General features: G+C 69.5%; 12 protein-coding genes. 8 read left to right on the top strand and 4 right to left on the bottom strand.

All coding sequences use genetic code 11. The features are described 5' to 3' along the window. Nucleotides 1–460 precede the first annotated feature (460 nt). Nucleotides 461–1,024, bottom strand: a complete 564-nt coding sequence (locus HDC36_RS18050; RefSeq protein ID WP_179570056.1) for a gluconokinase — start codon at nucleotides 1,022–1,024, stop codon at nucleotides 461–463. A gap of 150 nt (nucleotides 1,025–1,174) precedes the next feature. Here HDC36_RS18050 and HDC36_RS18045 point away from each other — a divergent pair, with 150 nt between their 5' ends. Both HDC36_RS18045 and HDC36_RS18040 read left to right on the top strand, forming a co-directional pair. Next, nucleotides 1,175–2,554: an MFS transporter gene (locus tag HDC36_RS18045; protein ID WP_179570054.1), complete on the top strand. Its 1,380-nt coding sequence runs from the start codon at nucleotides 1,175–1,177 to the stop codon at nucleotides 2,552–2,554. Continuing rightward, nucleotides 2,551–4,950 (top strand): NdvB protein, encoded by a 2,400-nt coding sequence (locus tag HDC36_RS18040; RefSeq protein ID WP_179570052.1) that lies wholly within the window; start codon nucleotides 2,551–2,553, stop codon nucleotides 4,948–4,950. Before HDC36_RS18045 ends, HDC36_RS18040 begins: the two co-directional genes overlap by 4 nt. A 120-nt stretch (nucleotides 4,951–5,070) precedes the next feature. Here the strand turns inward: HDC36_RS18040 and HDC36_RS18035 are convergent, their stop codons facing one another. Continuing rightward, nucleotides 5,071–7,497 (bottom strand): AAA family ATPase, encoded by a 2,427-nt coding sequence (locus HDC36_RS18035; protein WP_179570049.1) that lies wholly within the window; start codon nucleotides 7,495–7,497, stop codon nucleotides 5,071–5,073. Between the two features lie 192 nt (nucleotides 7,498–7,689). Next, the gene (locus HDC36_RS18030; protein WP_179570047.1) at nucleotides 7,690–9,594 is read right to left on the bottom strand and encodes a diguanylate cyclase; all 1,905 of its coding nucleotides are present in this window, start codon (nucleotides 9,592–9,594) and stop codon (nucleotides 7,690–7,692) included. 163 nt (nucleotides 9,595–9,757) lie between these two features. Between HDC36_RS18030 and HDC36_RS18025 the strand changes: the two genes are divergently transcribed. From HDC36_RS18025 to HDC36_RS18000, 6 genes are all read left to right on the top strand, one after another. Beyond that, complete coding sequence (locus tag HDC36_RS18025) at nucleotides 9,758–11,161, top strand: ATP-binding protein (RefSeq protein WP_179570042.1); 1,404 nt, start codon at nucleotides 9,758–9,760, stop codon at nucleotides 11,159–11,161. A gap of 45 nt (nucleotides 11,162–11,206) precedes the next feature. Next, nucleotides 11,207–14,647: a PAS domain-containing hybrid sensor histidine kinase/response regulator gene (locus HDC36_RS18020; protein WP_179570039.1), complete on the top strand. Its 3,441-nt coding sequence runs from the start codon at nucleotides 11,207–11,209 to the stop codon at nucleotides 14,645–14,647. Nucleotides 14,648–14,833: 186 nt separating this feature from the next. Then, entirely contained in the window at nucleotides 14,834–16,690 is a 1,857-nt protein-coding gene (locus HDC36_RS18015) for a sulfotransferase family protein (protein ID WP_179570037.1), read from the top strand. 285 nt (nucleotides 16,691–16,975) lie between these two features. Beyond that, nucleotides 16,976–19,732 (top strand): TonB-dependent receptor, encoded by a 2,757-nt coding sequence (locus HDC36_RS18010; protein ID WP_255432800.1) that lies wholly within the window; start codon nucleotides 16,976–16,978, stop codon nucleotides 19,730–19,732. 97 nt (nucleotides 19,733–19,829) lie between these two features. Further along, nucleotides 19,830–21,134 (top strand): aspartyl/asparaginyl beta-hydroxylase domain-containing protein, encoded by a 1,305-nt coding sequence (locus HDC36_RS18005; RefSeq protein ID WP_179570035.1) that lies wholly within the window; start codon nucleotides 19,830–19,832, stop codon nucleotides 21,132–21,134. A 43-nt stretch (nucleotides 21,135–21,177) separates the two neighbouring features. Then, entirely contained in the window at nucleotides 21,178–21,771 is a 594-nt protein-coding gene (locus tag HDC36_RS18000; protein WP_179570033.1) for a 2OG-Fe(II) oxygenase, read from the top strand. 25 nt (nucleotides 21,772–21,796) lie between these two features. Here HDC36_RS18000 and HDC36_RS17995 read toward each other — a convergent pair whose 3' ends face one another. Next, a complete protein-coding gene (locus tag HDC36_RS17995; RefSeq protein ID WP_179570031.1) occupies nucleotides 21,797–22,372 on the bottom strand; it encodes a manganese efflux pump MntP family protein in 576 nt (191 codons plus the stop codon). Nucleotides 22,373–22,644 lie beyond the last annotated feature (272 nt).

Genomic DNA, 22,644 nt, shown 5'->3' with positions numbered 1-22,644 from the left:
AGTCCCTCCCACAGTGCACCCATCGAGTTGGCCGCAAGCGCCCTTGAAGGAGCGGCTTCAGTCGCGACGAGCGAAGCGGTGGAGTTGCCGCGACCGGAAGGCGTCGGGACTGAGGTCCCTCCCACAGTGCCCCCATCGAGTTGGCGGCGAGTGCCCTTGTAGGAGCGGCTTCAGCCGCGACGAGCGAGGCGGCGGGGTTGCCGCGACCGGAGGGTGTCGGGGCTGAATTCCCTCCCACAGTGCACCCATCGAATTGGCCGCAAGCGCCTTTGTAGGAGCGGCTTCAGCCGCGACGAGCGAAGCGGTGGGGTTGCCGCGACTGGACGGTGTCGGGACTGAAGTCCCTCCTACAGTGCACCTCGCCCCTCAGCGAATTGGATGCAGTTCCCTATGCGAGCAGTTGGAGCAGCAACCAACCAAGCGACTCGATCGCGACCGCCAAGATGAGACGAGAGACGCGTTACACCACGCCGACGTTCGCACCGCCAGGCCCGCCATCCAGCTGCGCAATCGCATCCGCCACCACCGCGTCGAACGGCGCGTCCACATCCACCGAGACCACGTCCGTCTCCTCAAGCGGCAGCTCCAGCGTATCGATCTGACTCTGCAACAGGTCCGGCGGCATGAAGTGACCGCTGCGCCGTGCCAGGCGTTCGGCGATCACATGCGCGGCGGCATGCAGGAACACGAAGCGCATCGGCACGCCGCTGTCGCGCAGCTGCTGCCGGTGTGCGCTGCGCAGCCCGGAGAAGGCCAGCACCACGCTGTGGCCGGCATCGATCGATTGGCGCAGGCGCAGCGCCAGCGCCGCCACCCACGGCACGCGCTGCGCATCGGTGAGCGGTACGCCGCGCGCCATCTGCGCCTTGGCCTCGGCGCTGTGGAAATCGTCCGCGTCCAGGAACGCGAGGCCGTAGTGCGCGGCCAGCGCCTGCGCGACGCTGGTCTTGCCGCTGCCGGAAATGCCCATCACGACGATGGCTTCGCTGCGTTGCGGCACGGAATTCTGGGATGTCGCGTCCATCACGAGCGGTTATACCTTGCACGGGGTTTGGCATGATGCGCGCGTCGGCGTTGGCGATGCGCGCAGCGTGGTGTAGCGTCGGCACGCCACGATCAGCGGAACGTGCCTGGCGCCGTTCCATCATCGCATGACCACCCGACAGGATCGCCGATGCCCACACCGCCGCAACGCGCCGATGCCCCGCTGCGCTGGACCGAGAAGGTCGGCTACGGCATGGGCGACATGGGTTTCAATTTCTACTGGGCCAACATCTCCGCGTTCCTGCTGATCTTCTACACCGACACCATGGGCCTGCCGGCGGCGGCCGTAGGCACGATGATCCTGCTGACCAAGGTGGTCGATGCGGTCACTGATCCGCTGATGGGGGCGATCGCCGACCGCACCCGCTCGCGTTGGGGCAAGTTCCGGCCGTATCTGCTGTTCGCGGCGCTGCCGATGGCCGCCAGCGGCGTGCTGGCCTACACCACGCCGGATCTGGGCCAGGGCGGGCGGCTGGTCTGGGCCTACGTCACCTTCGGCTTGATGATGCTGATGTACACGGTGATCAGCATTCCGTATTCGGCGCTGTCGGGGGTGATCACCGCCGACAGCCAGCAGCGCACCACGCTGATCAGCTTCCGCTTCATCGCCGCCTTCGCCGGCACCACGCTGGTCAACTACGCCACGCTGGACATGGTGCGCTGGTTCGGCAATGGCGACGATGCGCAGGGCTGGCAACGCACCATGTTGGTCTACGGCATCGCCGCGGCGGCGCTGTTCGCGATCGTGTTCGCCACCACGCGCGAGCGGGTGCAGCCGCTGCCGCAGCCGCGCGCGCCGGTGCTGCAGGACATCGCCGACCTGCTGCGCAATCCGCCATGGCGGGTGCTGTTCGCGCTGGCGCTGATCATCATGATCACCATCGTCATGCGCGCCGGCGCCGGCGTGTACTACTTCAAGTACTACGTCGGCCGCCCCGACCTGACCGGCTGGTTCCTCGGCAGCTATTCGGTGGCGCTGGCGGTGGGCGCGGCGGCCACGCCGCTGCTGACCCGGTTGTGCGACAAGCGCCGGCTGATGATGTGGCTGATGGCGGTGGTCGGCGTGCTCAGCTGCGCGATGTTCTTCATTCCGCGCGAGGCGATCTGGGCGCTGTTCGCGATCAACCTGCTGATCGGCCTGGCGCTGGGGCCGAAATCGCCGTTGGCGTTCTCGATGTATGCCGACACCGCCGACTACACCGAATGGAAGACCGGGCGCCGCGCCACCGCGATGACGTTCTCGGCGGCGACGTTCTCGCAGAAGCTCGGCGGCGCGCTGGCCTCGGCCTGCATCGCGTGGATGCTGGCGGGCATGGGCTATGTGGCCAACCAGGCGCAGAGCGATGCGTCGCAGCTGGGTATCGTGCTGCTGCTGACGGTGATCCCCGGTGCGGTGGCGTTCCTGGCGGCGTGGACGATGCGGTTCTACCCGCTCGACGATGCGGCGCTGCTGCGTATCCAGCAGGAACTGGCCGCGCGCAAGCGCGCCGCGGAGGAAACGAGCGCATGAGCGTTGGCAATGACGCATTTCGCGAGGTAACCGATCTGCTGGCGCCCAGCGCCGACGGCGAACGCTACGAGTTGCACAGCGCGACGGCGCTGCCCAATGCCGGCGGCTTCCTGTGGAACCGGCGGATGATGATCCAGGCGACCTGCCGCGGCTACGCCACCGCGCAGTTCATGCAGCCGGAGCCGGCCAAGTACGCGCATGCGCCGAACCTGGAGGCCAGGACCTTCATGCAGCCGGAGCAGCCGTACTACGCGCATCATCCGGGGCGTTTCTTCTATCTCAAGGACGAGGACAGCGGTGCGGTCTATTCGGTGCCGTACGAGCCGGTGCGGGCGACGCCGCAGGCGTTCCGTTTCTCGGTCGGCAAGCGCGACATCGCCTGGTGCGTGCGTTACGCCGAGATCGAGGTGGAGGTGCGCCTGCAGTTGCCGGTCGATGACACGGTCGAACTGTGGCAGTGCCAGGTGCGCAATCTGGACGGGCGCGCGCGGCGGATCGCGCTGTATGCGTATTTCCCGGTCGGCTACATGTCGTGGATGCACCAGAGCGGCGAGTACCGCGCCGACCTGGGCGGCATCGTCTGCCGCAGCGTCACGCCATACCAGAAGGTCGAGGACTACTTCCGCAATCGCGACTTCAAGGACTGCACCTTTCTGCTGCACGAGCTGGCGCCGGATGCGTGGGATGCGCGGCAATCGGCATTCGAGGGCGAGGGCGGCCTGCACGCGCCGAGCGCGGTGCTGCAGCCGCGGCTGGGCGGCAGCGATGCGCGCTACGAAACGCCCACCGCAGCCTTGCAGTACTGCCTGACGCTGCAGCCGCAGCAGGAACAGACGTTGCGTTTCCTGTTCGGCCCGGCACGCGACGATGCGGAGATCGCTGCGCTGCGGCAGCGCTATCTGTCCGCTGCCGGCTTCGCCGAAGCGGCGGCCGCGTACGGCGATTATTTGAACGAGGCGGCCGGTTGCCTGCACATCGCCACGCCCGATCTGTGCCTGGACAACCTGGTCAACCACTGGCTGCCGCGGCAGGTGTTCTATCACGGCGACGTCAACCGCCTGACCACCGATCCGCAGACCCGCAACTTCCTGCAGGACCACATGGGCATGAGCTTCCTGCGCCCGCAGACCGCACGTGCGGCGCTGCTGCACGCGCTGTCGCAGCAGGAAGCCAGCGGCGCGATGCCGGACGGCATCCTGCTGATCGAGGGCGCAGAGCTGAAGTACATCAACCAGGTGCCGCATACCGACCATTGCGTGTGGCTGCCGGTGTTCCTGTCGGCGTACCTGGACGAGACCGGCGATGCGGCGCTGCTCGACGAGGTCGTGGTCGGTGCCGACGGGCACGGCGCCAGCGTCGCCGAACGGCTGGACGCGGCGATGCGCTGGCTGCTCGGCGCGCGCGACGCGCGCGGGCTGAGCTACATCGCGCAAGGCGATTGGTGCGACCCGATGAACATGGTCGGCTATCGCGGCCGCGGCGTATCCGGTTGGCTGTCGGTGGCCACCGCCTACGCGCTGCAGCTGTGGGCGACGCTCTGCGAACGCCATGGCCGCCAGGCGCTGGCGGCGGCGTTTCGCTCCGGCGCGGACGAGGTCAATGCCGCGGTCAACCGCGAACTGTGGGACGGCGACTGGTATGCGCGCGGCATCACCGATGACGGCGTGCGTTTCGGCATCAAGGACGATACGGAGGGCCGCATCTATCTCAATCCGCAGAGCTGGGCGCTGCTCGCGGGTACGGCGGATGCGGAGCAGCGCAAGCGTTTGCTGCAGGCGGTCGATGCGCAGCTGGACACGCCGTACGGGCCGACCATGCTGGCGCCGCCGTATACCGCGATGCGCGAGGACGTTGGCCGGCTCACGCAGAAGCATCCGGGTTCGGCGGAGAACGGTTCGGTCTACAACCACGCCGCCGCGTTCTACCTGCATGCGCTGTACGCGATCGGCGACGCCGACCGTGCCTGGCGCGTGCTGCGCGCGATGATCCCGGGACCGGACATGGCCGACTACCTGCAGCGCGGGCAGTTGCCGGTGTTCGTGCCGAACTATTACCGCGGCGCCTGGCGCGAGCTGCCGCGTACCGCCGGCCGTTCCAGCCAGTTGTTCAATACCGGCACCGCGGCGTGGCTGTACCGTTGCCTGATCGAGGGCCTGTTCGGGCTGAAAGGCGAGGGCGAGGCGCTGTGCGTGCGCCCGCAGTTGCCGTCGCACTGGAGGCAGGCGACGGTGCAGCGTCGGTTTCGCGGGGCGGTGTTGGAGGTGCGCATGCAGCGCGCTGCGGGGTGTGTTGCGCCGCAGGTCAGTGTGGATGGGCGGGTGCTGGACGTTGCGCGGATCGAGGGCATCGAGAGCGGCCGCCGTTATCGGGTCGAGGTGATGTTGCCGGAGAGGTGAGGGCGGCTCGGGCGATCGGGCTGCGGATGGTGTCTAGTCGCGGCTGAAGCCGCTCCTACACTGGGCCCAGTGGCATGCCTGCTCCTGTAGGAGCGGCTTCAGCCGCGACAGGACGGCGCGCTATGCCCGTGCCTCATCCGCGGTGTCGATCAGGTCCTGCCATTGCAGCCGGGTGCTTGCCGCATCGTCGCTTTCCAGCAGGGCGCGGCGCGCGGCGCGGCGCATGGCGCGGCTGATCCAGGTCTGCAGATCGCGGCCGGAGCGGCCTTCGCTGCGCTCGGCCAGCCAGGTGGCCGCCTCTGTTGCGTCGAATGCCAGCGGCTTGCCGTGCAACAGGCGCGCGACGATTGCGCTGCGTGCGGCGCGGTCGGGCAGGCCGATCTCGATCTGCCGGTCCAGCCGCGACAGCAGCGCCGGGTCGATCGCCGCGGCATGGTTGCTGGCGGCCAGCAGGAACACCTGCCCGGCCTGGCTGGCGACGCCGTCCAGTTCCTGCAGCAGCTGGCCGACGATCTCGCGGGTCAGCGCATCGTCGCCGTCGGCGCCGCGCGCCGGGGCGACGATGTCGATCTCGTCGACGAACACGATGCACGGCGCCTGCGCGCGGGCGCGCTCGAACGCGGCCTGCACGCGCTGGCCCGACTGGCCCAGGTAGGCGGCCTTGAGGTCGGCGCCGGTCAGGGCGATGAAGGCCAACCCCGACTGGCTGGCCAGGATCCGCGCGAGCTGGGTCTTGCCGGTGCCGGGCGGGCCGTACATCAGGATCCCGCGCGGCACCGGCACGCCCAGCGTGGCCAGCGTCTCGGCATTGCGCAGTTCCTTGCCCAGGCCGACGAATTCTTCGATCACCGTTGCCGGCAGCACGATGTCGTTCCAGTCCAGCGGCGTCACTCGGGTGGAGCCCTTGCCGCGCAGCAAGCGCAATTGCGCCAGCAGCGCGTCGCCGTCCAGTTCGCCGTCCATGCACTCGGCGGCGACCCGCGCCACCAGCGTGTGCAGGTCGCGGCCGGACAGTCCGCTGCTGTCGGCGACCACGCGCGGGTCCAGCGCCAGCGCGAAGCCGGCGCGTTGCAGTTCGCCGCCGAGGATGCGCGCGCGCGCATCGGCATCCGGCAGGCCGATGCCGATGCTGGCGGTGAAGCGCGACATCACCGCGTCGTCGAGCAGTCCGGGACGGTTGGTCGCGCCGATCACCAGCACCTGGCCGCGCGCCTCGTGGAAGCCGTCCCATTCGGCGAGGAAGGTCTGCACCAGTTCGGCGCCGAAGCTGTCGCTGTCCACGCCGCCGCGGCGCGCGAACACGCTTTCGCATTCGTCGATGAACAGGATCGCCGGCGCCTTGGCGCGGCAGCGCTGCCAGATCGCCTGCACCTTGGGGCCGGTGTGGCCGACGTGCGCGGCCTTCAGGTCGGCCACGCCCAGCGCTTCGAAATGGCAGCCGGCATGGCGCGCCAGCTTGCGCGCGATCAGGGTCTTGCCGGTGCCCGGCGGTCCGTGCAGCAGCATGCCCTTCGGCGCCGGCGTGCGCCCGGACACGAACAGGTCCACCAGCTTCAGGATCTGGTCCAGGGTGTTGTCGGGCAGCGCCACGTCGGCCCAGTGGCGGTGGATGGCGTCCATGCTCTGCAGCCGCTGTTGCAGCATGCGCTGCTGGCTGCGCGCTTCCATCCACGCGTCCACGTGCCGGTGCAGCTCGGCGATGGGCTGCGATTCGGCCGCCGCGTTCGTCGCCACGGCCAGCGCCAGGGCATGCAGCTGCGCCTGCGCCTCGGCATCCAGCTCGGCGGCGATCGGGATCAGCGCCGCGGCGTGGGACGCGTCCGGCAACACCAGCAGCGCCTGCACCTGCGGCTCCGGTTCGGCACCGTCGTGCAGCGCCAGCATGCGCGCGCCGAACAGGTCGCCGTGCGCCGCGGCGATCTGCCAGCGGCCCTGCAGTTCGCGCTGCGGCCATGGCGCGCGGGTGACGCGGTACGGAAAGGCGGCGTCGTGGCGGCTGTCGCTGGCGAACTGCAGCAGCGCCAGCGGCCGTTGCGCGAAACCGTTCAACCGCGCGCGTTCGTCGTGGCTGACATGGCGCGCCAGCAGTTGCGCGCCGCCGATCACCAGCAGCGCATACGCCAGCAGCGACGGCAGCACGCGCTGCAGCAGCTGCAGGGTGTCGCGCTGCATGCCCAGATGGCGCCACCACTCCAGATAGCCGCGCGCGTCGCCGAGCCAGTGCGCGCTCATCCATGGCAGCGCCAGCAGCAGGAAGGCGAGCAGCGCCAGCCGCCAGCGCCAGTCCGGCAGCAGCGGGCGCAACAGCAGTGCCGGCCACCACGCGCGGCGGCGTTCGCGGCGCAGCACCGCGCTCGCGGCCTGCGCGGCCTGCGCGACGAAATCGCGGCGGATCGTGGCCACGGCCTGTTCCACCGCCGGCAGATGCCGCTCCACCTCGGCTTCGGCAGCGGCCTGCCGCGCCTGCGCCTGCTGCAACTGGGTCTGCAGCCGCAGCCGTTGCTGCTGCAGATAGCTCGCCCGCGACTCGACTGGGACGGACGACATCAGCGTGGGCGGGTGTGGGTGTTCACCGCACGGATCTTAGCGTGTCGCACCCGCGGCACTGCGCCGCCGTGGAGCGTGCATGGGCACGGCCGCCGCTGCACTGCGGCACATGGCCCCTCTCCCACCGGGAGAGGGGTTGGGGTGAGGGGACGGCCGCCGCGGCCCACGGCGGCGCCGGGCGTGCGCACGCGCTCACGTGCGCTGCACGTCCGGCGCGGCGAACGCGCGCGTCCACAGCAGCGGATCGCTGCCGTCGAGCAGCACCCAGCCTTGCGCGCGCGCGCGCACCGGATCCGCCAGCACCTGTTGCGGCGTGACCGCCACGTCGCCCGGCGTGCCCCACAGTCCGGCCCAGGCGTTGCCGCCGGCGTGGCCGGCCGCCTGGACCGCGCATTCGGCCAGCGCCACGGTGTCCTGCAGGCGCGCGTCGGGCCGGCGGAACAGCGGGAACGGCGCTGCGCCGACCGACACCGTCAACGGCAGCAGTTCGCCCTGGCCGGCTTCCACGCGCAGGCGTTCGACCGCACCGCGCAGGTGCGCGGCCAGCGCGAACGCGGCCGCCGCGGAGGTGTCCGCGCGCACCACCAGGAATTCCTCGCTGCCCCAGCGTGCGATCAGGTCGCCGGCATCGCAGCTCTCGCGCAGGCAGCCGGCCAGCGCCAACAGCGCGCGGTCGCCGGCGGCATGGCCGTAGCGCGCGTTCAACTCCTTGAATCCATCCACGTCGACCAGCAGGAGCGCACAGCGGCCGTCGGCCTCGCGCTTGTCCCGGCTCGGCGCGGCGAACAGCGCCTGCATCCGGCGTTCGGCTTCCGGCCTGTTCAGCAGCCCGGTCAGCGGATCGAGCAGGCTGCGTTCGGCCTCGCGGCGCTGGCGGCGGCGGTACAGGATCGCCAGGGCGACGCCGAGCGCCAGCACCAGCGCCAGGCCGATCGCGATGCGGCCGGCGTTGTCGGCGCGTGCCGCGCCCGTGTCGGCGATCGGCGGCAGCTTGCGCGCTGCATCGGCCTGCAGCTTGGCCAGCGAGACCAGGGTTTCGGCGCGGGCCTTGTCGCGGTCCATCGCGCGCGCCTGCTGCGCGTAGTGCGCCGCGGCGTCGGCATTGCCCAGCGCGGCATGGATTTCGCTGATCAGGTCCAGTCCGTTGCGGATCTCCGCGACGAAGCGGCTGCGCTCGGACAGCGTCTGCGCTTGTTCGGCGTAGACCAGCGCGTCCTTGGCCCGACCCTGGTCCAGGCGCAGCCGCGCCAGGCGTTGCAACGTCACTGCGGCGCCTTGCGGATCGCCGTCGGCCTGCTGCCAGTACAGCGCTTTCTGCAACATCGGCTCGGCACGCTCGGCATGGCCGCCGGCGCGTTGGATCTCGCCGCGGTGGCTGGCGATACGGTGCAGGAACAGGTCCTGGTTGGTCAGCTTGACGGCCACCCCGGTAGCGCGATCGAAGGCGGCGTCGGCCTCGTCGTAACGCTTGAGCATCAGCAGCGCGTAGCCGTAGTTGTAGTACAGCATCATGTCGGCCTGCGCCGGCGGCCGTTGCAGCTGTTCGGCCAGGGCGATGGCCTGGCGGAAGTAGTGCAGCGCGCCTTCCGAGTCGTCCAGCGCGTCGCCGCGCATCAGCGCGATGCCGGCCAGCGCGCCGATCTGCGCGACGGTGTCGCCGCTGCGCTGCGCATCGGCCTGAATCTGCTCCAGCAGTTTCAGCGCACGCGTCAACTGGCCACCCTGCTGCAGCAGCGCCGCCGCCTGCAGGCGGCCGCCGTTACGGACGAGCGGCGGCAACCCGGGTGTCTGCAGCAATGCCAGCAAGCGCTCGGTCGTCGCCGCCGCCTGCGTGCTGTCGCCCAGCATCTGCTGCGCGGTGGCCAGGCAGCCGGTCGCCCGCACCTGCACCGGTACCGGCAGGCCGGGCATGGTCAGCAGGTCGCTGGCGATATCCCGCGAGGCGCTCGGCTGCTGCGCAATGCTGGTTTGGCAGCGCCGCAGCTGCGGTTCGTACGGATCGGCGCCGGGAACGGTCTGTGCCAGCACCGGACTTGCCAGCAGGCCTGCGGCCACGAACACAGCCCGGCCCAGGCCGGTGAACAAGGGAAACGTCATCGATTTGTAATCCAGGCGCGTCGAGCGGCGGAATCGGCCCGTGCAGCATGCGCGGCAACCTGCAGGTCCAGGGCCGCGTCGCATCCAGCGGGAAGACGGAGGTGGCTAATATAGCCGCAGTCCGCGTCCGCCTGCCGGCGGCGCTCCCGCCATTGGCCCGCGCATGCCCGACCTGCCTACGCCCCAGCGTTCCGCCGACCCGCCCGCCGCTGGCCCGCTGGCGTGCGCGTTGCGTTGGTGGCGCGCGATCCCGCTGGCCGACCGCGTCGACCGGCGCAACGCGGCGATGCTGCAGCTGGTACTGGTGTTCGTGGGCCTGTATCAGCTGATCGCGATGCTGATGGCATGGTGGCGGGCCGGCGCAGCCATCGACTCGGTCGCGTTGTGGTTGGCGGGATTCAATGCGCTGGCGATGTGGGTGTGCTTCGCGCTGTTGCGGCGTGGCGCGTTCCTGTGGGCGGCGCGGCTGTTCGTGGTGGTGAGCCTGGCGCTGCTGACCGTGGGCTATGCGCGTTGGGGGCTGGAAGCGCAACTGCGCGGCCAGCTCGGGCAGCTGCTGCCGGTACTGATCGGCGGGCTGTTGCTGAGCCGGCGCGCGCTCTGGGGCGCGGTGGCGTGGCTGGCATTGGTGGTCGCGCTGGGCGCATGGCGCGATGCGGCGCGCATGTTCTTCCTGCCGTCGCTGTGGCCGCGGGTCCTGGAAGTGGCGGTGGGCAGCCTGGTCGGCTTCGTGGTGGTCGCACTGGTGCTGGACCAGTCGGTGGCGGCCCTGCGCGACAGCCTGGCGCTGGCGCGCAAGCGCGGCAACGACCTGGCCCGCTCGCGCGACCGGCTGCAACTGGAGATGCAGGAAAAGGAGCGTTCGCGCGACCAGCTGGTGCACGCGCAGAAGATGGAGAGCGTCGGCCGCCTGGCCAGCGGCGTCGCGCACGATTTCAATCATCTGCTCAGCCTGATCATGGGCTATGCCGCGCGCGCGCGGCGCAGCGACGATCCGCAGCAGCTCAAGGCCGCGCTGCAGGGGGCCGATGCGGCGGCGCGGCGCGCGGCGGCGGTGACCCGCAAGCTGCTGGATTTCAGCCGCCAGGAAGCGACGCGGCTGGAGGTGTTCGAACCGGCCGAGACGATCGCCGGCATGCGCCCGATGTTCGACCAGTTGTTCGGCCTGGGCGTGCAGGTGCGCCTGCACCTGCACGAGGCGCCGTGCCCGGTACGCTTCGACCGCGCGCAGCTGGAACTGATCCTGCTCAATCTCGCCGCCAACGCGCAGCAGGCGATGCCCGAGGGCGGGCAGTTCGAGCTGACCCTGGCGCCGCGGCCCGATGCCACGCTGGAGATCGCGGTGCGCGACAGCGGCCACGGCATGAGCGAGGACGTGCGCGCGCGCTGCCTGGAGCCGTTCTTCACCACCAAGCCCAGCGGGCAGGGCACCGGCCTGGGGCTGGCGGTCAGCGCCAACCTGATCGCCGCGGCCGGCGGCGCATTGCTGGTGGAGAGCGCGCCCGGGCAGGGCAGCGTGTTCCGCCTGCGGTTGCCGCTGCACGCCGGCGCGACGGCGGTCTCGTGAGCGGCGGCGAGCTAGACTGCGGCGAACGCACCGGGGACGTCGCCCTTGGTTTCTAGCTGGATCCTGCTGCTGGTGTCGGTCGGCTACGCGGCGCTGCTGTTCGCGGTGGCGTGGTGGGGCGATCGGCGGCCGCTGTACCCGGAGCGGCCGTGGCTGCGCCCGGCGGTGTACAGCCTGGCGCTGGCGGTGTACTGCTCGTCGTGGACGTTCTACGGCGCGGTCGGCAGCGCGGTGCGCAACGGCGCCGGCTACTTGCCGATCTACCTGGGTCCGCTGCTGATGCTGCTGTTCGGCTGGCGCATCGTCGAACGGTTGGCGCTGATCGCGCGCAGCGAGAACACGGTGTCCATCGCCGACTTCATCTCCTCGCGCTACGGCCGTTCGCGGCGCCTGGCGGCGCTGGTGGCGGTGATCGCGCTGATCGGCGTGGTGCCGTACCTGGCGTTGCAGTACAAGGCGGTGGCGATGAGCCTGCAGGTGCTCAGCGGGCAGTCCAGCGCCGGGGCGCCGTTCTACGCCGATCCGGCGTTGTACGTGGCGCTGCTGATGGCGCTGTTCGCGACCTTGTTCGGCACCCGCCAGGTGGACGCCACCGAACACCATCACGGCATGATGCTGGCGATCGCGCTGGAGTCGGTGGTCAAGCTGCTGGCGATGGTCGCGGTGGGCGTGTTCGCCTACGTGTGGTTGAGCGGCCGCGACGGGCAGGTGCTGCAGTCGGCGCGCACGCTGTTCCAGAACACGCCGCCGGTCGGCTTCATCTCGCAGACCCTGCTCAGCTTCCTGGCCATCGTCTGCCTGCCGCGGCAGTTCCACGTGGCGGTGGTGGAATGCAGCGACATCGGCGACATCCGCAAGGCGCGCTGGCTGTTCGGGCTGTACCTGGTGGTGATCTCGGCGATGGTGGTGCCGATCGCGTCGGCCGGCATCGCCCTGTTCGGCCATTCCGGCGAGGTGGCGCGCGACAGCATCGTGCTGGCGCTGCCGTTGGCCGAGGGCCGCACCGCGCTGGCGCTGGTCGCCTACGTGGGCGGGTTCTCCGCCGCCACCGGCATGGTCATCGTCTCCAGCATCGCGCTGGCGACGATGATCAGCAACGACCTGGTGATGCCGGTGCTATTGCGCCGGCGCGGGCACCAGGCGGCCGGCGCCGACGTCGCCTCGCGGGTGTTGTGGATCCGCCGCCTGGCGATCCTGCTGCTGGCGCTGATCGCCTACGGCTACTACCGCAGCAGCAGCAACGACAGTTCGCTGGCCTCGTACGGGCTGATGGCCTTCGCCGCGGTGGCGCAGTTCGCGCCGGGCGTGATCGGCGGGCTGTACTGGCGCGGCGCCAGCCGCAAGGGCGTGGAGACCGGCATGGTGCTGGGCTTCGGCACCTGGATCTACACCTTGCTGCTGCCGGCGCTGACCCAGGCCGGCTGGCTGGCGCCGGGATGGCTGCACGACGGGCCGTTCGGCATCTCCTGGCTGCGCCCGCAGCAGCTGTTCGGCATGAGCGGCTGGGATCCGCTGGCGCACGGCACGTTCTGGTCGCTGCTGCTCAACGTCGGCACGATGATGCTGGTGTCGGCGCGCTGGCGCCCGGGCCTGGACGAGCGGCTGCGCGCGGCGCCGTTCCTGGAGCCGTATTCGCAGCGGCCGGCGGTGGCCGGCGACTGGCTCGGGCAGGTGCAGGTGGTCGATCTGCAGGCGCTGGCCGAACGCATGGTCGGCGAGCGTCATGCCCGCCGCGCCTTCGCCGAACAGGCGCAACTGCTCGGCCGCGAGCCGCAGCCCAATGCGGTGGCCGACCGCGTCTGGGTGCAGTTCACCGAACGCCTGCTCGCCGCCTCGATCGGCGCGGCCTCGGCGCGGCTGGTGTTGACCAGCCTGCTGCGCGGCTCGGGCATGGACCTGGGCGAAGTGGTGGCGGTGCTCGACGAGGCCGGACAGGAGCTGCGCTTCAACCGCGAGATCCTGTCCACCACGCTGGAGAACATCAGCGCCGGGGTCAGCGTGGTCGATCCGGCGATGCGCCTGACCGCGTGGAACCGGCGCTACCAGCAGATGTTCGGCTACCCCGACGGCATGCTCTACGTCGGCCGCCCGGTCGCCGACCTGATCCGCTACAACGCCGAGCGCGGCGAACTGGGCGAGGGCCGCATCGAGGACCAGATCAGCCGCCGCATCGCGCATCTGCGCGCCGGCACCTCGCACGTGTTCGAGCGCACCCGCAGCGACGGCAAGGTGATCGAGATGCGCGGTCAGCCGCTGCCCGGCGGCGGCTACGTGACCAGCTACAACGACATCACCGACTACAAACGTGCCGAGCAGGCGCTGCTGGAAGCCAACGAGACGCTGGAGCAGCGCGTGGCCGACCGCTCGCGCGAGGCCGAACTGGCGCAGCAGTCCAAGACCCGCTTCCTGGCCGCGATCAGCCACGACGTGCTGCAGCCGCTCAACGCGGCGCGGCTGTTCGCCTCCGCCTTGCGCGAAGCGCACCAGAACGAGGAGCAGCGGCATCTGGCCGAGCGCGTGGACGCCTCGCTGCGTGCGGCCGAGGAACTGCTCGACGGCCTGCTCGACGTGTCGCGGCTGGACGCCGGCGGCATGCGCCCGACGATCGAGGACTTCGACGCCAGCGTGCTGCTGCGCGAACTGGCCGCGCAGTACACCCCGGTCGCCGCCAGCCGCGGCCTGCGCATGCATGTCTACGCGCGGCCGATCTGGGTGCGCAGCGACCGCCGCCTGCTGCGCCGCGTGCTGCAGAACTTCCTCGCCAATGCGCTGCGCTATACCCGCCAGGGCCGCATCGTGCTGGGCATGCGCGGCCGCGGCGCGGCGCTGGAGCTGCAGGTGTGGGACACCGGTCCGGGCATTCCCAAGCACCACATGCAGCAGATCTTCGAAGAGTTCCAGCGCTACCAGCAGCCGTTCGACTGGGGCGAGCAGGGGCTGGGCCTGGGCCTGTCGATCTGCCAGCGCATCTCGCGCCTGCTCGGCCACGACCTGGATGCGCGCAGCGCGGTCGGCCACGGCAGCATGTTCTCGATCGCCGTGCCGCGGGTGGCGCCGGTGCCGCAGAAGCAGCAGCGGCAGCAGCGCAGCGTCGCCAGCAGCGACTCGCTGGTCGGGCTGCGCGTGCTGTGCGTGGACAACGATCAGGAAATCCTCGACGGCATGCGCGCGCTGCTCGGCCGCTGGCAGGTGGAGGTGATCTGCGCCAGCACCGTGGACGAGGCGCTGCTGCTGGCGGCGCGCGCGCCCAACGTGATGCTGGTGGACTACCACCTGCACGACCGCCTGGACGGGCTGGACACGTTGGACGCGCTGCGCGAGGCGATGGTCGGTCCGGTCGCCGGCGCGCTGCTCACCGCCGACGGCCGCGACGAACTGAAACTGCAGGCCCGCGAACGCGGCTACCGGCTGCTGACCAAGCCGGTCAAGCCGGCCTCGCTGCGCGCCTTCCTCACCGCGTATCACGATCCGATCAAGAGCGATTAGCGCCGGTCGGCGCGATCGCGACAGTGCGCATTGCGCGGTCCGGCGTCGAGCATGTCGTGCGGCGAAGTTGCGTATCCGCAGTGTGTGCGTCGTTTGCCTGCGTCCGGCACGGCCTGCGTTGCGACCCGCGATCCGGCCCGGCTATGGTGGCAGCCCTTTCCGCCCGCCCGTCTGGACCGTCAGCGCATGAGCCCACCGCAAGTCACCGCGATCCCGTCGCTGCCCCAATTGCTGGCGGCACTGGAGGCGGGACAGGCGCAGGCGCTGGAGCAGGGCGCGCGCCGCTACCTGCAGCACGCGCCTGGCGACGCCTTGGCCAGCAGCCTGCTGGCGATGAGCCTGCAGATGCAGGGCGATGCGGCGCAGGCGGCAGTGCTGTATCGCGAACTGACCGAACGGCAGCCGCAGGACGTGGCGCACTGGAACAACCTGGGCACCGCCTTGCGCGAGGCGCGCCGTTTCGCCGAGGCGCGGCAGGCGTATGCGCAGGCGCTCACGCTGACGCCGGGCGATGCGATGCTGCACCACAATCTGGGCTTGCTGGCGATGGACGAAGGCGACTATGGCGTCGCCCGCGAGCATCTGCTGGATGCGCATGGGTTGGCACCGGACTCGGCGCAACTGCGTGTCCACGCGGCGATGGCCTGTCACGAGTGCGGCGACTTTCAGCGCGTGGAGGCGCTGCTCGCGGACTGGGCGCAATGGCCTGCGCTGGACCCGGAGACCACGCTGGAACTGGCCTGGCTGCTGTCGCAGGCCGGCCACACCGACGCGGCCTGCGAGATGCTGCGCGCCTGCGCCGCCGGACCGATGCCGCAACCGGAGCGCGCCTGGTCGCGCCTGGTGCTGGTGCTCGAGCGGGTCAACCAACTCGACGAGGCGCGGCGGGCGGCCGCACACCTGCCGCCGCCGGAGCGGATCGAGGACGTGGACGCGCGCCACGATGCGATCAATGCGCTGGCGGTGCTGGCGATGCGCGACGGGCAGTGGGACGCCGCGTACCGGCTGCTGCGCGGCCTGCTGTCCGCCGACGCGGCCACCGACACGCGCAAGCAGAGCAACCTGTTGTTCGCGATGGCCCGCGTCTGCGACCGCCTGGGGCGCCACGACGAAATGCTGGCGGCGTGCGCGCAGGGGCATGCCGGGCAGGTCGAGGGCGTCGCCTCGCTGGTGCCCGAGCTGCTTGCGGCGGGCGCGGCGCCGCTGCCGGTCGCGCGACGCCGCTGGGATCCGGTGCGCTACGCCGCCGCGCTGCCGGTGGCGGCGCCGCCGCGCGATGCCTCGCCGATCTTCGTGGTCGGGTTCCCGCGCTCCGGCACCACCTTGCTGGAACAGATGCTCGATGCGCATCCGCAGCTGTGCGCGATGGACGAACGGCCGTTCCTGCAAGGGCTGGCCGAGCGCAGCGAGCGCCGCGGCCTGGCCTGGCCCGATGGCCTCGGGGAGCTCGACGAGGCCGCCTGCGCGGCCCTGCGCGCCGACTACTGGCGGTCCGTACGCGGCGTGGTGCAGCTGCAGCCCGGACAACGCCTGGTCGACAAGAATCCGCTGAACCTGCTGCGCCTGCCGCTGATCCAGCGGCTGTTCCCCAACGCGCACGTGATCCTGGCGCTGCGCCATCCCTGCGACGTGCTGTTGAGCTGCTACATGCAGGCGTTCCGCTCCCCGGCCTTCGCGGTGCTGTGTTCCAGCGCGCAACGCCTGGCGCAGGGCTACGCCGATGCGATGGCGTTCTGGCTCTACCACGTCGAGCTGCTGCAACCGCGCGCGCTGGAGCTGCGTTACGAAGACCTGGTCGCCGATCCGCAGGCGCAGGTCGCGCGCTTGGGCAGCTTCCTGGAACTCGAACAACCGGAGCGGTTGCTGGAATTCCAGCGCCATGCGCGCGCCAAGGGTTTCATCAGCACGCCCAGCTATGCGCAGGTGGTCGAAGGCATCAATCGCAAGGGCCTGGACCGCTGGCGCCCATATCACGAATTCTTCGAGCCGGTGCTGCCGCTGCTGCAGCCCTACCTGCAGCGCTGGGACTATCGCGTCGACTGATTCGGGCAGCCGCTTCGGCCCGCGCCGGCGCCCATGGCGCCTTCCCCGTCCGCGCCTGTGGACGCACATGTTTTCGAACGGTGTAGCGATTATGCCAACCGCTGGCGCAATGCGGCACATCAAAACAACACTTTTCTTATAAAAAACTAACAAGTGCTTGACGGTTCCGATCGGTCCGCAAGTCCGAAGCATCCAACGAAGACGTCGCGCCCAGCGCGATTCGAACCGGTTCACGTCCGCGTGCACCGCTGGCGTTCTGTTGCCCATCACATGAGGTTTTCCCCAATGTCCGCACCAAAGAACAGACTCGCCCAGGCCATCTGCCTGGGATTGGCGACGCTTCCCGCCGCTTCGCTCTACGCACAGAGCGCCGACACCGCGGCGACGTCCGCCAGCGGCGCGGTCGACCTGGACCGCGTCACCGTGACCGGCTCGCTGGTGCGGCGCGTGGACGTGGAAACGGCCAGCCCGGTCACCGTGGTCGATCGCCAGCAGATCCAGCAGAGCGGCAAGCAGACCCTCGGCGACCTGATGCAGTCGCTGCCCGGCATCGCCGGCGATGCGACCAACCCGCAGGTCAACAACGGCGGCGGCGACGGCGCCTCGACCGTGTCGCTGCGCGGCCTCGGCGACCAGCGCACGCTGATCCTGATCGACGGCCACCGCATCCTCAACAACGACATCAACTCGATCCCGACCAGCATGATCGACCATGTCGAAGTGCTGAAGGTCGGCGCCTCGGCGCTGTACGGTTCCGACGCCATCGGCGGCGTGGTCAACTTCATCCTGCGCAAGAACTTCGAAGGCGGCGAATTCGTCGCCAACTACGGCCAGGCCAGCCGCGGCGACGGCGCGCGCCAGGGCGGCACCTTCACCTTCGGCAAGACCTGGGATCGCGGCAACATCGTGGTCGGCATCGACTACAACAAGCAGAAAGAGATCTCCTCGGCCAATCGCGCGTTCTCCAAGGACGCGATGTACCTGTCCAGCGGCAGCGTCTACAAGGGCGGTTCCAGCCGTACCCCGAGCGGCTACTACAAGCTGCCGGCGAGCACGCTGACCGCCAACGGCTGCAGCGCCGGCGGCGCGATGACCAGCAACGGCAGCGGCGGCTACAAGTGCTATTCCTCCTCCTCCGACGCCTACAACTACCAGTCGCAGAATCTGCTGATGACCCCGCAGCAGCGCGTCAACAGCTTCGTGCTCGGCAGCTTCAACATCACCGACAAGCTGCAGGCCTACGTCAACGCCTACCACAACCACACGATGTCGCACTATGCGATCGCGCCGCTGCCGTTCGACGCGCAGAGCGACGGCATCACCATCGCCGTCGATAACCCCTACAACCCGTTCGGCGTCGAGTTCGGTCCCAACGGCTACGAGTACCGCTCGCGCTTCACCTCGCTGGGCCAGCGCGAAGGCTTCTACGACACCACCACCGACCAGGACGTGCTCGGGCTGAAGGGCAGCATCGGCGACACCAGCTGGGTGTGGGACGCCAACTTCAACTACGGCCACTACCAGCAGCGCAACTGGAGCCATGGCTACGTCGACTACGCGGCGTTGCAGGATGCGATCACCGCTGGCGAGATCAACATCTTCGACCAGACCGATCCCAACACCGTGGCCTGGATGAACAGTCACGAGTCGATCCCGCGCTACCAGACCACGAGCATCACCCGCCAGTGGGAAGCCAGCGCCAACGGCAGCGTGTGGGAATTGCCGGCAGGCAGCGCGCAGCTGGCGGTCGGTGCGCTGTACCGCAAGGAAAGCCTGGGCTACACCGTCTCCAGCAACGCGCTGATCAACAGCGACAACACCTGCGACATCTCGTCCGAGGCCTGCTCCTCGCCGCTGAGCGGCTCCTTCAGCGTGAAGGAAGCCTATGCGCAGCTGTTCATCCCGGTTTTGGCGCAGTCCTCGCCGATTGGCGCGCTGAATGTCACCCTGAGCGACCGCTTCTCCGACTACAGCAGCGTCAGCTCGACCAACAACAGTGCCTCGTTCCAGTTGGAATGGCGCCCGATCCACGACCTGATGGTGCGCGGCACCGTGGCGCAGGTGTTCCGTGCGCCGACCATCTACGATCTGTACCAGGGTCCGACCGCGAATTCGCCGACCTTCACCGATCCGTGCATCGGCTACAGCGGCAGCGGCCACGAGAACGCCTGCGAAGGCGTGGAGGCCGGCTGGACCGGTTCGGGCCTGTCGCAGACCAATGCGATCGTGTCCGGCTCGACCTACGCCAACTACAATCTGAAGCCGGAGAAGGGCACCTCCTACGATTACGGCATCGTCTACAGCCCCGAGTCCGTGCCGGGCCTGTCGTTCAATGCCGACTGGTGGAAGGTCAAGCTCGACGACCTGATCCAGTCGATCTCCGCGCAGACCGTCGCCAACATCTGCTACAACGACAACAGCAGCCCGTACTGCAGCTATATCCACCGCTATGCGGCAGGCACGGTCAGCGCCGGCAACATCGATTACATCGAGACCCCGGTGGTCAACATCGGCAAGCTGGACACGCAGGGCATCGACTTCGGCGCCAACTACGCCCTGCCGGAAACCGCGTTCGGCAAGTTCACCCTGGCCCTGGACAGCACCTACCTGCAGCGCTACGACATCGACACCGGCGACTCGGTGGTGCACATGGCCGGCAAGTACAACTCGTCCTACGGCAACTACGCACGCTGGCGCGCACGTGGCCAGATCGGCTGGAAGCTGGGCAACTGGGACGCCACCTGGACCACGCGCTGGATCGGCAAGATCCAGGTCGGCAGCACCGACCTGTCGGAAAACATGTCCGCCGATGCGGCAGACAAGGGCGTGGTGCTGAACTACGGCAGCTACATGTACCACGCGCTGCAGCTGGGCTACGACATGAGCGACGCCAACATCCGCTTCGACCTGGGCGTGGACAACCTGTTCAACAAGCAGCCGCCGGTGCTGTACCAGAACAACGTGTTGAACGCGAACACCGATGTGAGCACCTACGACACGGTCGGCCGCTACTACTGGATGCGCGCCACCTATCGGTTCTGAGGGATGTCGGCCAGCGTCGCCTGCGCTTGCAGGCAGGCCGGCTCGTGACACGCGGCGCGCCCAACCGGGCGCGCCGTTTTTCGTTGAGGGGGTATCGATGACAGCGAGACGGGACGATCCATCGGCGCGGCTGCAGGCGCTGTGGCGTGGCTTCGAACAGGGGCGACTCGCGCAGGTACAGGCGGCGGCCATGGCCTGGCAGGCGCAGGGCGACGCACCGCCAGCGCTGGACCTGCTGTTGGCCGCGCTGGCGCAGGAGGCGGGACTGTGGACCCATGCCACCGATCTGTACCGGGGCGTGGTGCAACGAGGGGGTGCGCTCGAAGCGCCGGCGCGGATGGGCTGGGCCGCGATGCTGTCGGCGCAAGGCGATGCGGCGGGCGCCGAAGGCGTTCTGCAAGACTTGCTGCGCCACCAGCCGGACCATTACATCGCCCATCTGCGGCTGGGCGAACTGCGCGCGGCACGCGGTGACGCATACGCGGCCGTCGGCAGCTACTACGCGGCCGTCGTGCATGCCCAGCGCCAAGGCCGCTGGCTGAGCGACGACAGCACCGCGCCGGCGTTGCGCGACCGCGTGCGCAGCGCGATGGCGGCAGTGGATGCCGGCCGTCGCGATCTGTTCCTCGGCTTGCTGCAACCGTTGCGCCGCAATTACGGCGCCGACGCGCTGGATCGGGTCGAGCGCGGCTTGCTGGCCTATCTGGGCCTGCTGCCAGCGCAGTACGCCGATCCCTTGCAACGGCCGACCTTCTTCCACGTGCCCGACGTACCGGCCGCCGCGTATCCGCCGCTGCACTTGTTCCCGTGGTTGCAGGAGTTGGAACACAGCACCGCGGCGATCCGCGCCGAGATGCTGGCCACGCGCGAGCAGGCCGACGCGTATGCGCCGTTTCTCGGTACGCCGACCGACCAGCTACCGCCAGGACTACTCGCCGGCGAGCGCGGCAGTCCCGCGTGGGATGCGTATTTCTTCTACCGCCACGGGCAGCGCGACGACGCGCATGCGCAGCAGTGCGCGCAGACCACGGCCGCGCTGGAGCGCACGCCGTTGGTGCGCATCCGCGCGCACGCGCCGGAGATCTGTTTCTCGGTATTGGCGCCGGGCACCCACATCCTGCCGCATCGCGGCGTCACCAACACCCGCCTGACCGTGCATCTGCCGCTGCTGGTGCACGGCGATTGCGCGCTGCGCGCCGGCGGTCACCTGCATGTGTGGCAGGAAGGGCGGGCGATGGTGTTCGACGATACCTTCGAACACGAGGCCTGGAACCGCAGCGACCGCCCACGCGTGATCCTGCTGATGGACACCTGGAACCCGCACCTGCAGCCGGTCGAACGCGAGGCGGTGACACGCCTGGTCGAAGGCATCGGCGATTTCAACGCGCAGGTGGCGCAGTGAACCGCAACCGACAGCGCAACGCGAGACAAAGGAAACGACACGCATGAAGCACGCCGATCTTCGCCACTATGTCCGCGTCTACGACGCAGCGCTGGATGCGGGCTTCTGCAGCCAGCTGGTCGCGCAGTTCGAACACGCGTCGGCGCAGCACCGCCACAACGGTGCCGGTGCGCGTGCCGGCCTGGACGACAGCGCCTGGACCGAACTCAACGTGACCCGCGCGGCCGATCCGGCCTTCCAGGGGTTCTTCATCGAACAGGTGCGCGCGGCGCTGGCGCGCTACAACGCCGATCTGGGCCTGTCCGCAGCGGTGCCGTGGCGCCCGCGCCTGGCCGACCTGCGGATCAAGCGCTATCGCGCCAGCGCCGGCGAGCGCTTCCAGCCGCATTTCGATGCCTGCGACGAGGAGACCGGCCGCTACCTGGTGCTGCTGTGGTATCTCAACGATGTCGCCGAGGGCGGGCAGACCCGCTTCGTCGACCTGGACCTGGAGGTCGCGCCGCGCGCCGGGCGCCTGCTGATGTTCCCGCCGTACTGGATGTACATGCACGCCGCCCTGCCGCCGCGCAGCGACGACAAGTACATTCTCTCCACCTACCTGGAATTCACCGCCAAGCCGGCGCCGCCACAGGGCTGAGCCGGCAGCGGCGGGCGTGCGCGGATCAGCCCGCGCCGTGCAGGTGTTCGAACAGGATGGTGCTGCCGATCGCGATCAGCAGCGCGCCGCCGACGATCTCCGCGCGCTTGCCGGCCAGGGTGCCGAGCACGCGGCCGAGCATGATGCCCAGGGTCACCATGGTCAGCGTGCACAGGCCGATGACCACCGCGACCTCGGCGATGTTGACGTCGAGGAAGGCCAGGCCGACGCCCACCGCCATCGCGTCGATGCTGGTGGCCAGGCCGGTCGCGGCCAGGTTCCAGAAGCCGTGGCGCTTGGGCGCTTCTGCGGCAACCTCGGGCGCCTCGGGCTTGAGTCCGGCGACGATCATGTGCACGCCGAGCGCGCCGAGCAGGCCGAACGCGATCCAGTGGTCGAACGACACCACGTACTTGGAAGCGGCCTGGCCGAGCGTCCAGCCCAGCACGGGGGTCAGCGCCTCGATGCAGCCGAAGATCAGGCCGGCGCGCAGTGCGTCGCGCCACAATGGTTTGCGCATGGCCGCGCCCTTGCCGACCGCCGCGGCGAAGGCGTCGGTGGACATGGCGATGCCGAGCAACAGAATCGAAAGAAACGACATGTGGGGGACCACGCCGGGGCAGAAGACGAACGACGAGCGCGCGCGCCCGGCTTTCGCCACGCAAGCTCGCCGCTGGTCTCGCCAACCGAGATGGTTGCCCGCACCACGGCGCAACGGCCGAGTGTGTTGATGCGGGCGCTGTCCGGATACGCGGGACAGCAGGCTACTCCCCAAGGGACGCGCAGTCTAACAGCGGCGAATGCCGACGAATACGCTTCGAACGCACGCGAACCTGCAGCTTTTTTTCTTAGCAACAGCTATATGCTCGGACG

This window comes from Xanthomonas sp. JAI131 (assembly GCF_013410075.1).
GTDB classification, from domain to species: Bacteria; Pseudomonadota; Gammaproteobacteria; order Xanthomonadales; family Xanthomonadaceae; genus Xanthomonas_A; species Xanthomonas_A bonasiae.
The sequence above is the reverse complement of the archived record's forward strand: the minus strand, read 5'-3'. Positions and strand labels throughout refer to the sequence as shown.

Bases quoted from the DNA above. Each gene is read 5' to 3' on its own strand.
- HDC36_RS18030 (WP_179570047.1), bottom strand. From the start codon at position 9,594: ATGACGTTTCCCTTGTTCACCGGCCTGGGCCGGGCTGTGTTCGTGGCC.
- HDC36_RS17995 (WP_179570031.1), bottom strand. From the start codon at position 22,372: ATGTCGTTTCTTTCGATTCTGTTGCTCGGCATCGCCATGTCCACCGAC.
- HDC36_RS18010 (WP_255432800.1), top strand. From the start codon at position 16,976: ATGTCCGCACCAAAGAACAGACTCGCCCAGGCCATCTGCCTGGGATTG.
- HDC36_RS18025 (WP_179570042.1), top strand. From the start codon at position 9,758: ATGCCCGACCTGCCTACGCCCCAGCGTTCCGCCGACCCGCCCGCCGCT.
- HDC36_RS18000 (WP_179570033.1), top strand. From the start codon at position 21,178: ATGAAGCACGCCGATCTTCGCCACTATGTCCGCGTCTACGACGCAGCG.
- HDC36_RS18050 (WP_179570056.1), bottom strand. From the start codon at position 1,024: ATGGACGCGACATCCCAGAATTCCGTGCCGCAACGCAGCGAAGCCATC.
- HDC36_RS18040 (WP_179570052.1), top strand. From the start codon at position 2,551: ATGAGCGTTGGCAATGACGCATTTCGCGAGGTAACCGATCTGCTGGCG.
- HDC36_RS18035 (WP_179570049.1), bottom strand. From the start codon at position 7,497: ATGTCGTCCGTCCCAGTCGAGTCGCGGGCGAGCTATCTGCAGCAGCAA.
- HDC36_RS18045 (WP_179570054.1), top strand. From the start codon at position 1,175: ATGCCCACACCGCCGCAACGCGCCGATGCCCCGCTGCGCTGGACCGAG.
- HDC36_RS18005 (WP_179570035.1), top strand. From the start codon at position 19,830: ATGACAGCGAGACGGGACGATCCATCGGCGCGGCTGCAGGCGCTGTGG.
- HDC36_RS18015 (WP_179570037.1), top strand. From the start codon at position 14,834: ATGAGCCCACCGCAAGTCACCGCGATCCCGTCGCTGCCCCAATTGCTG.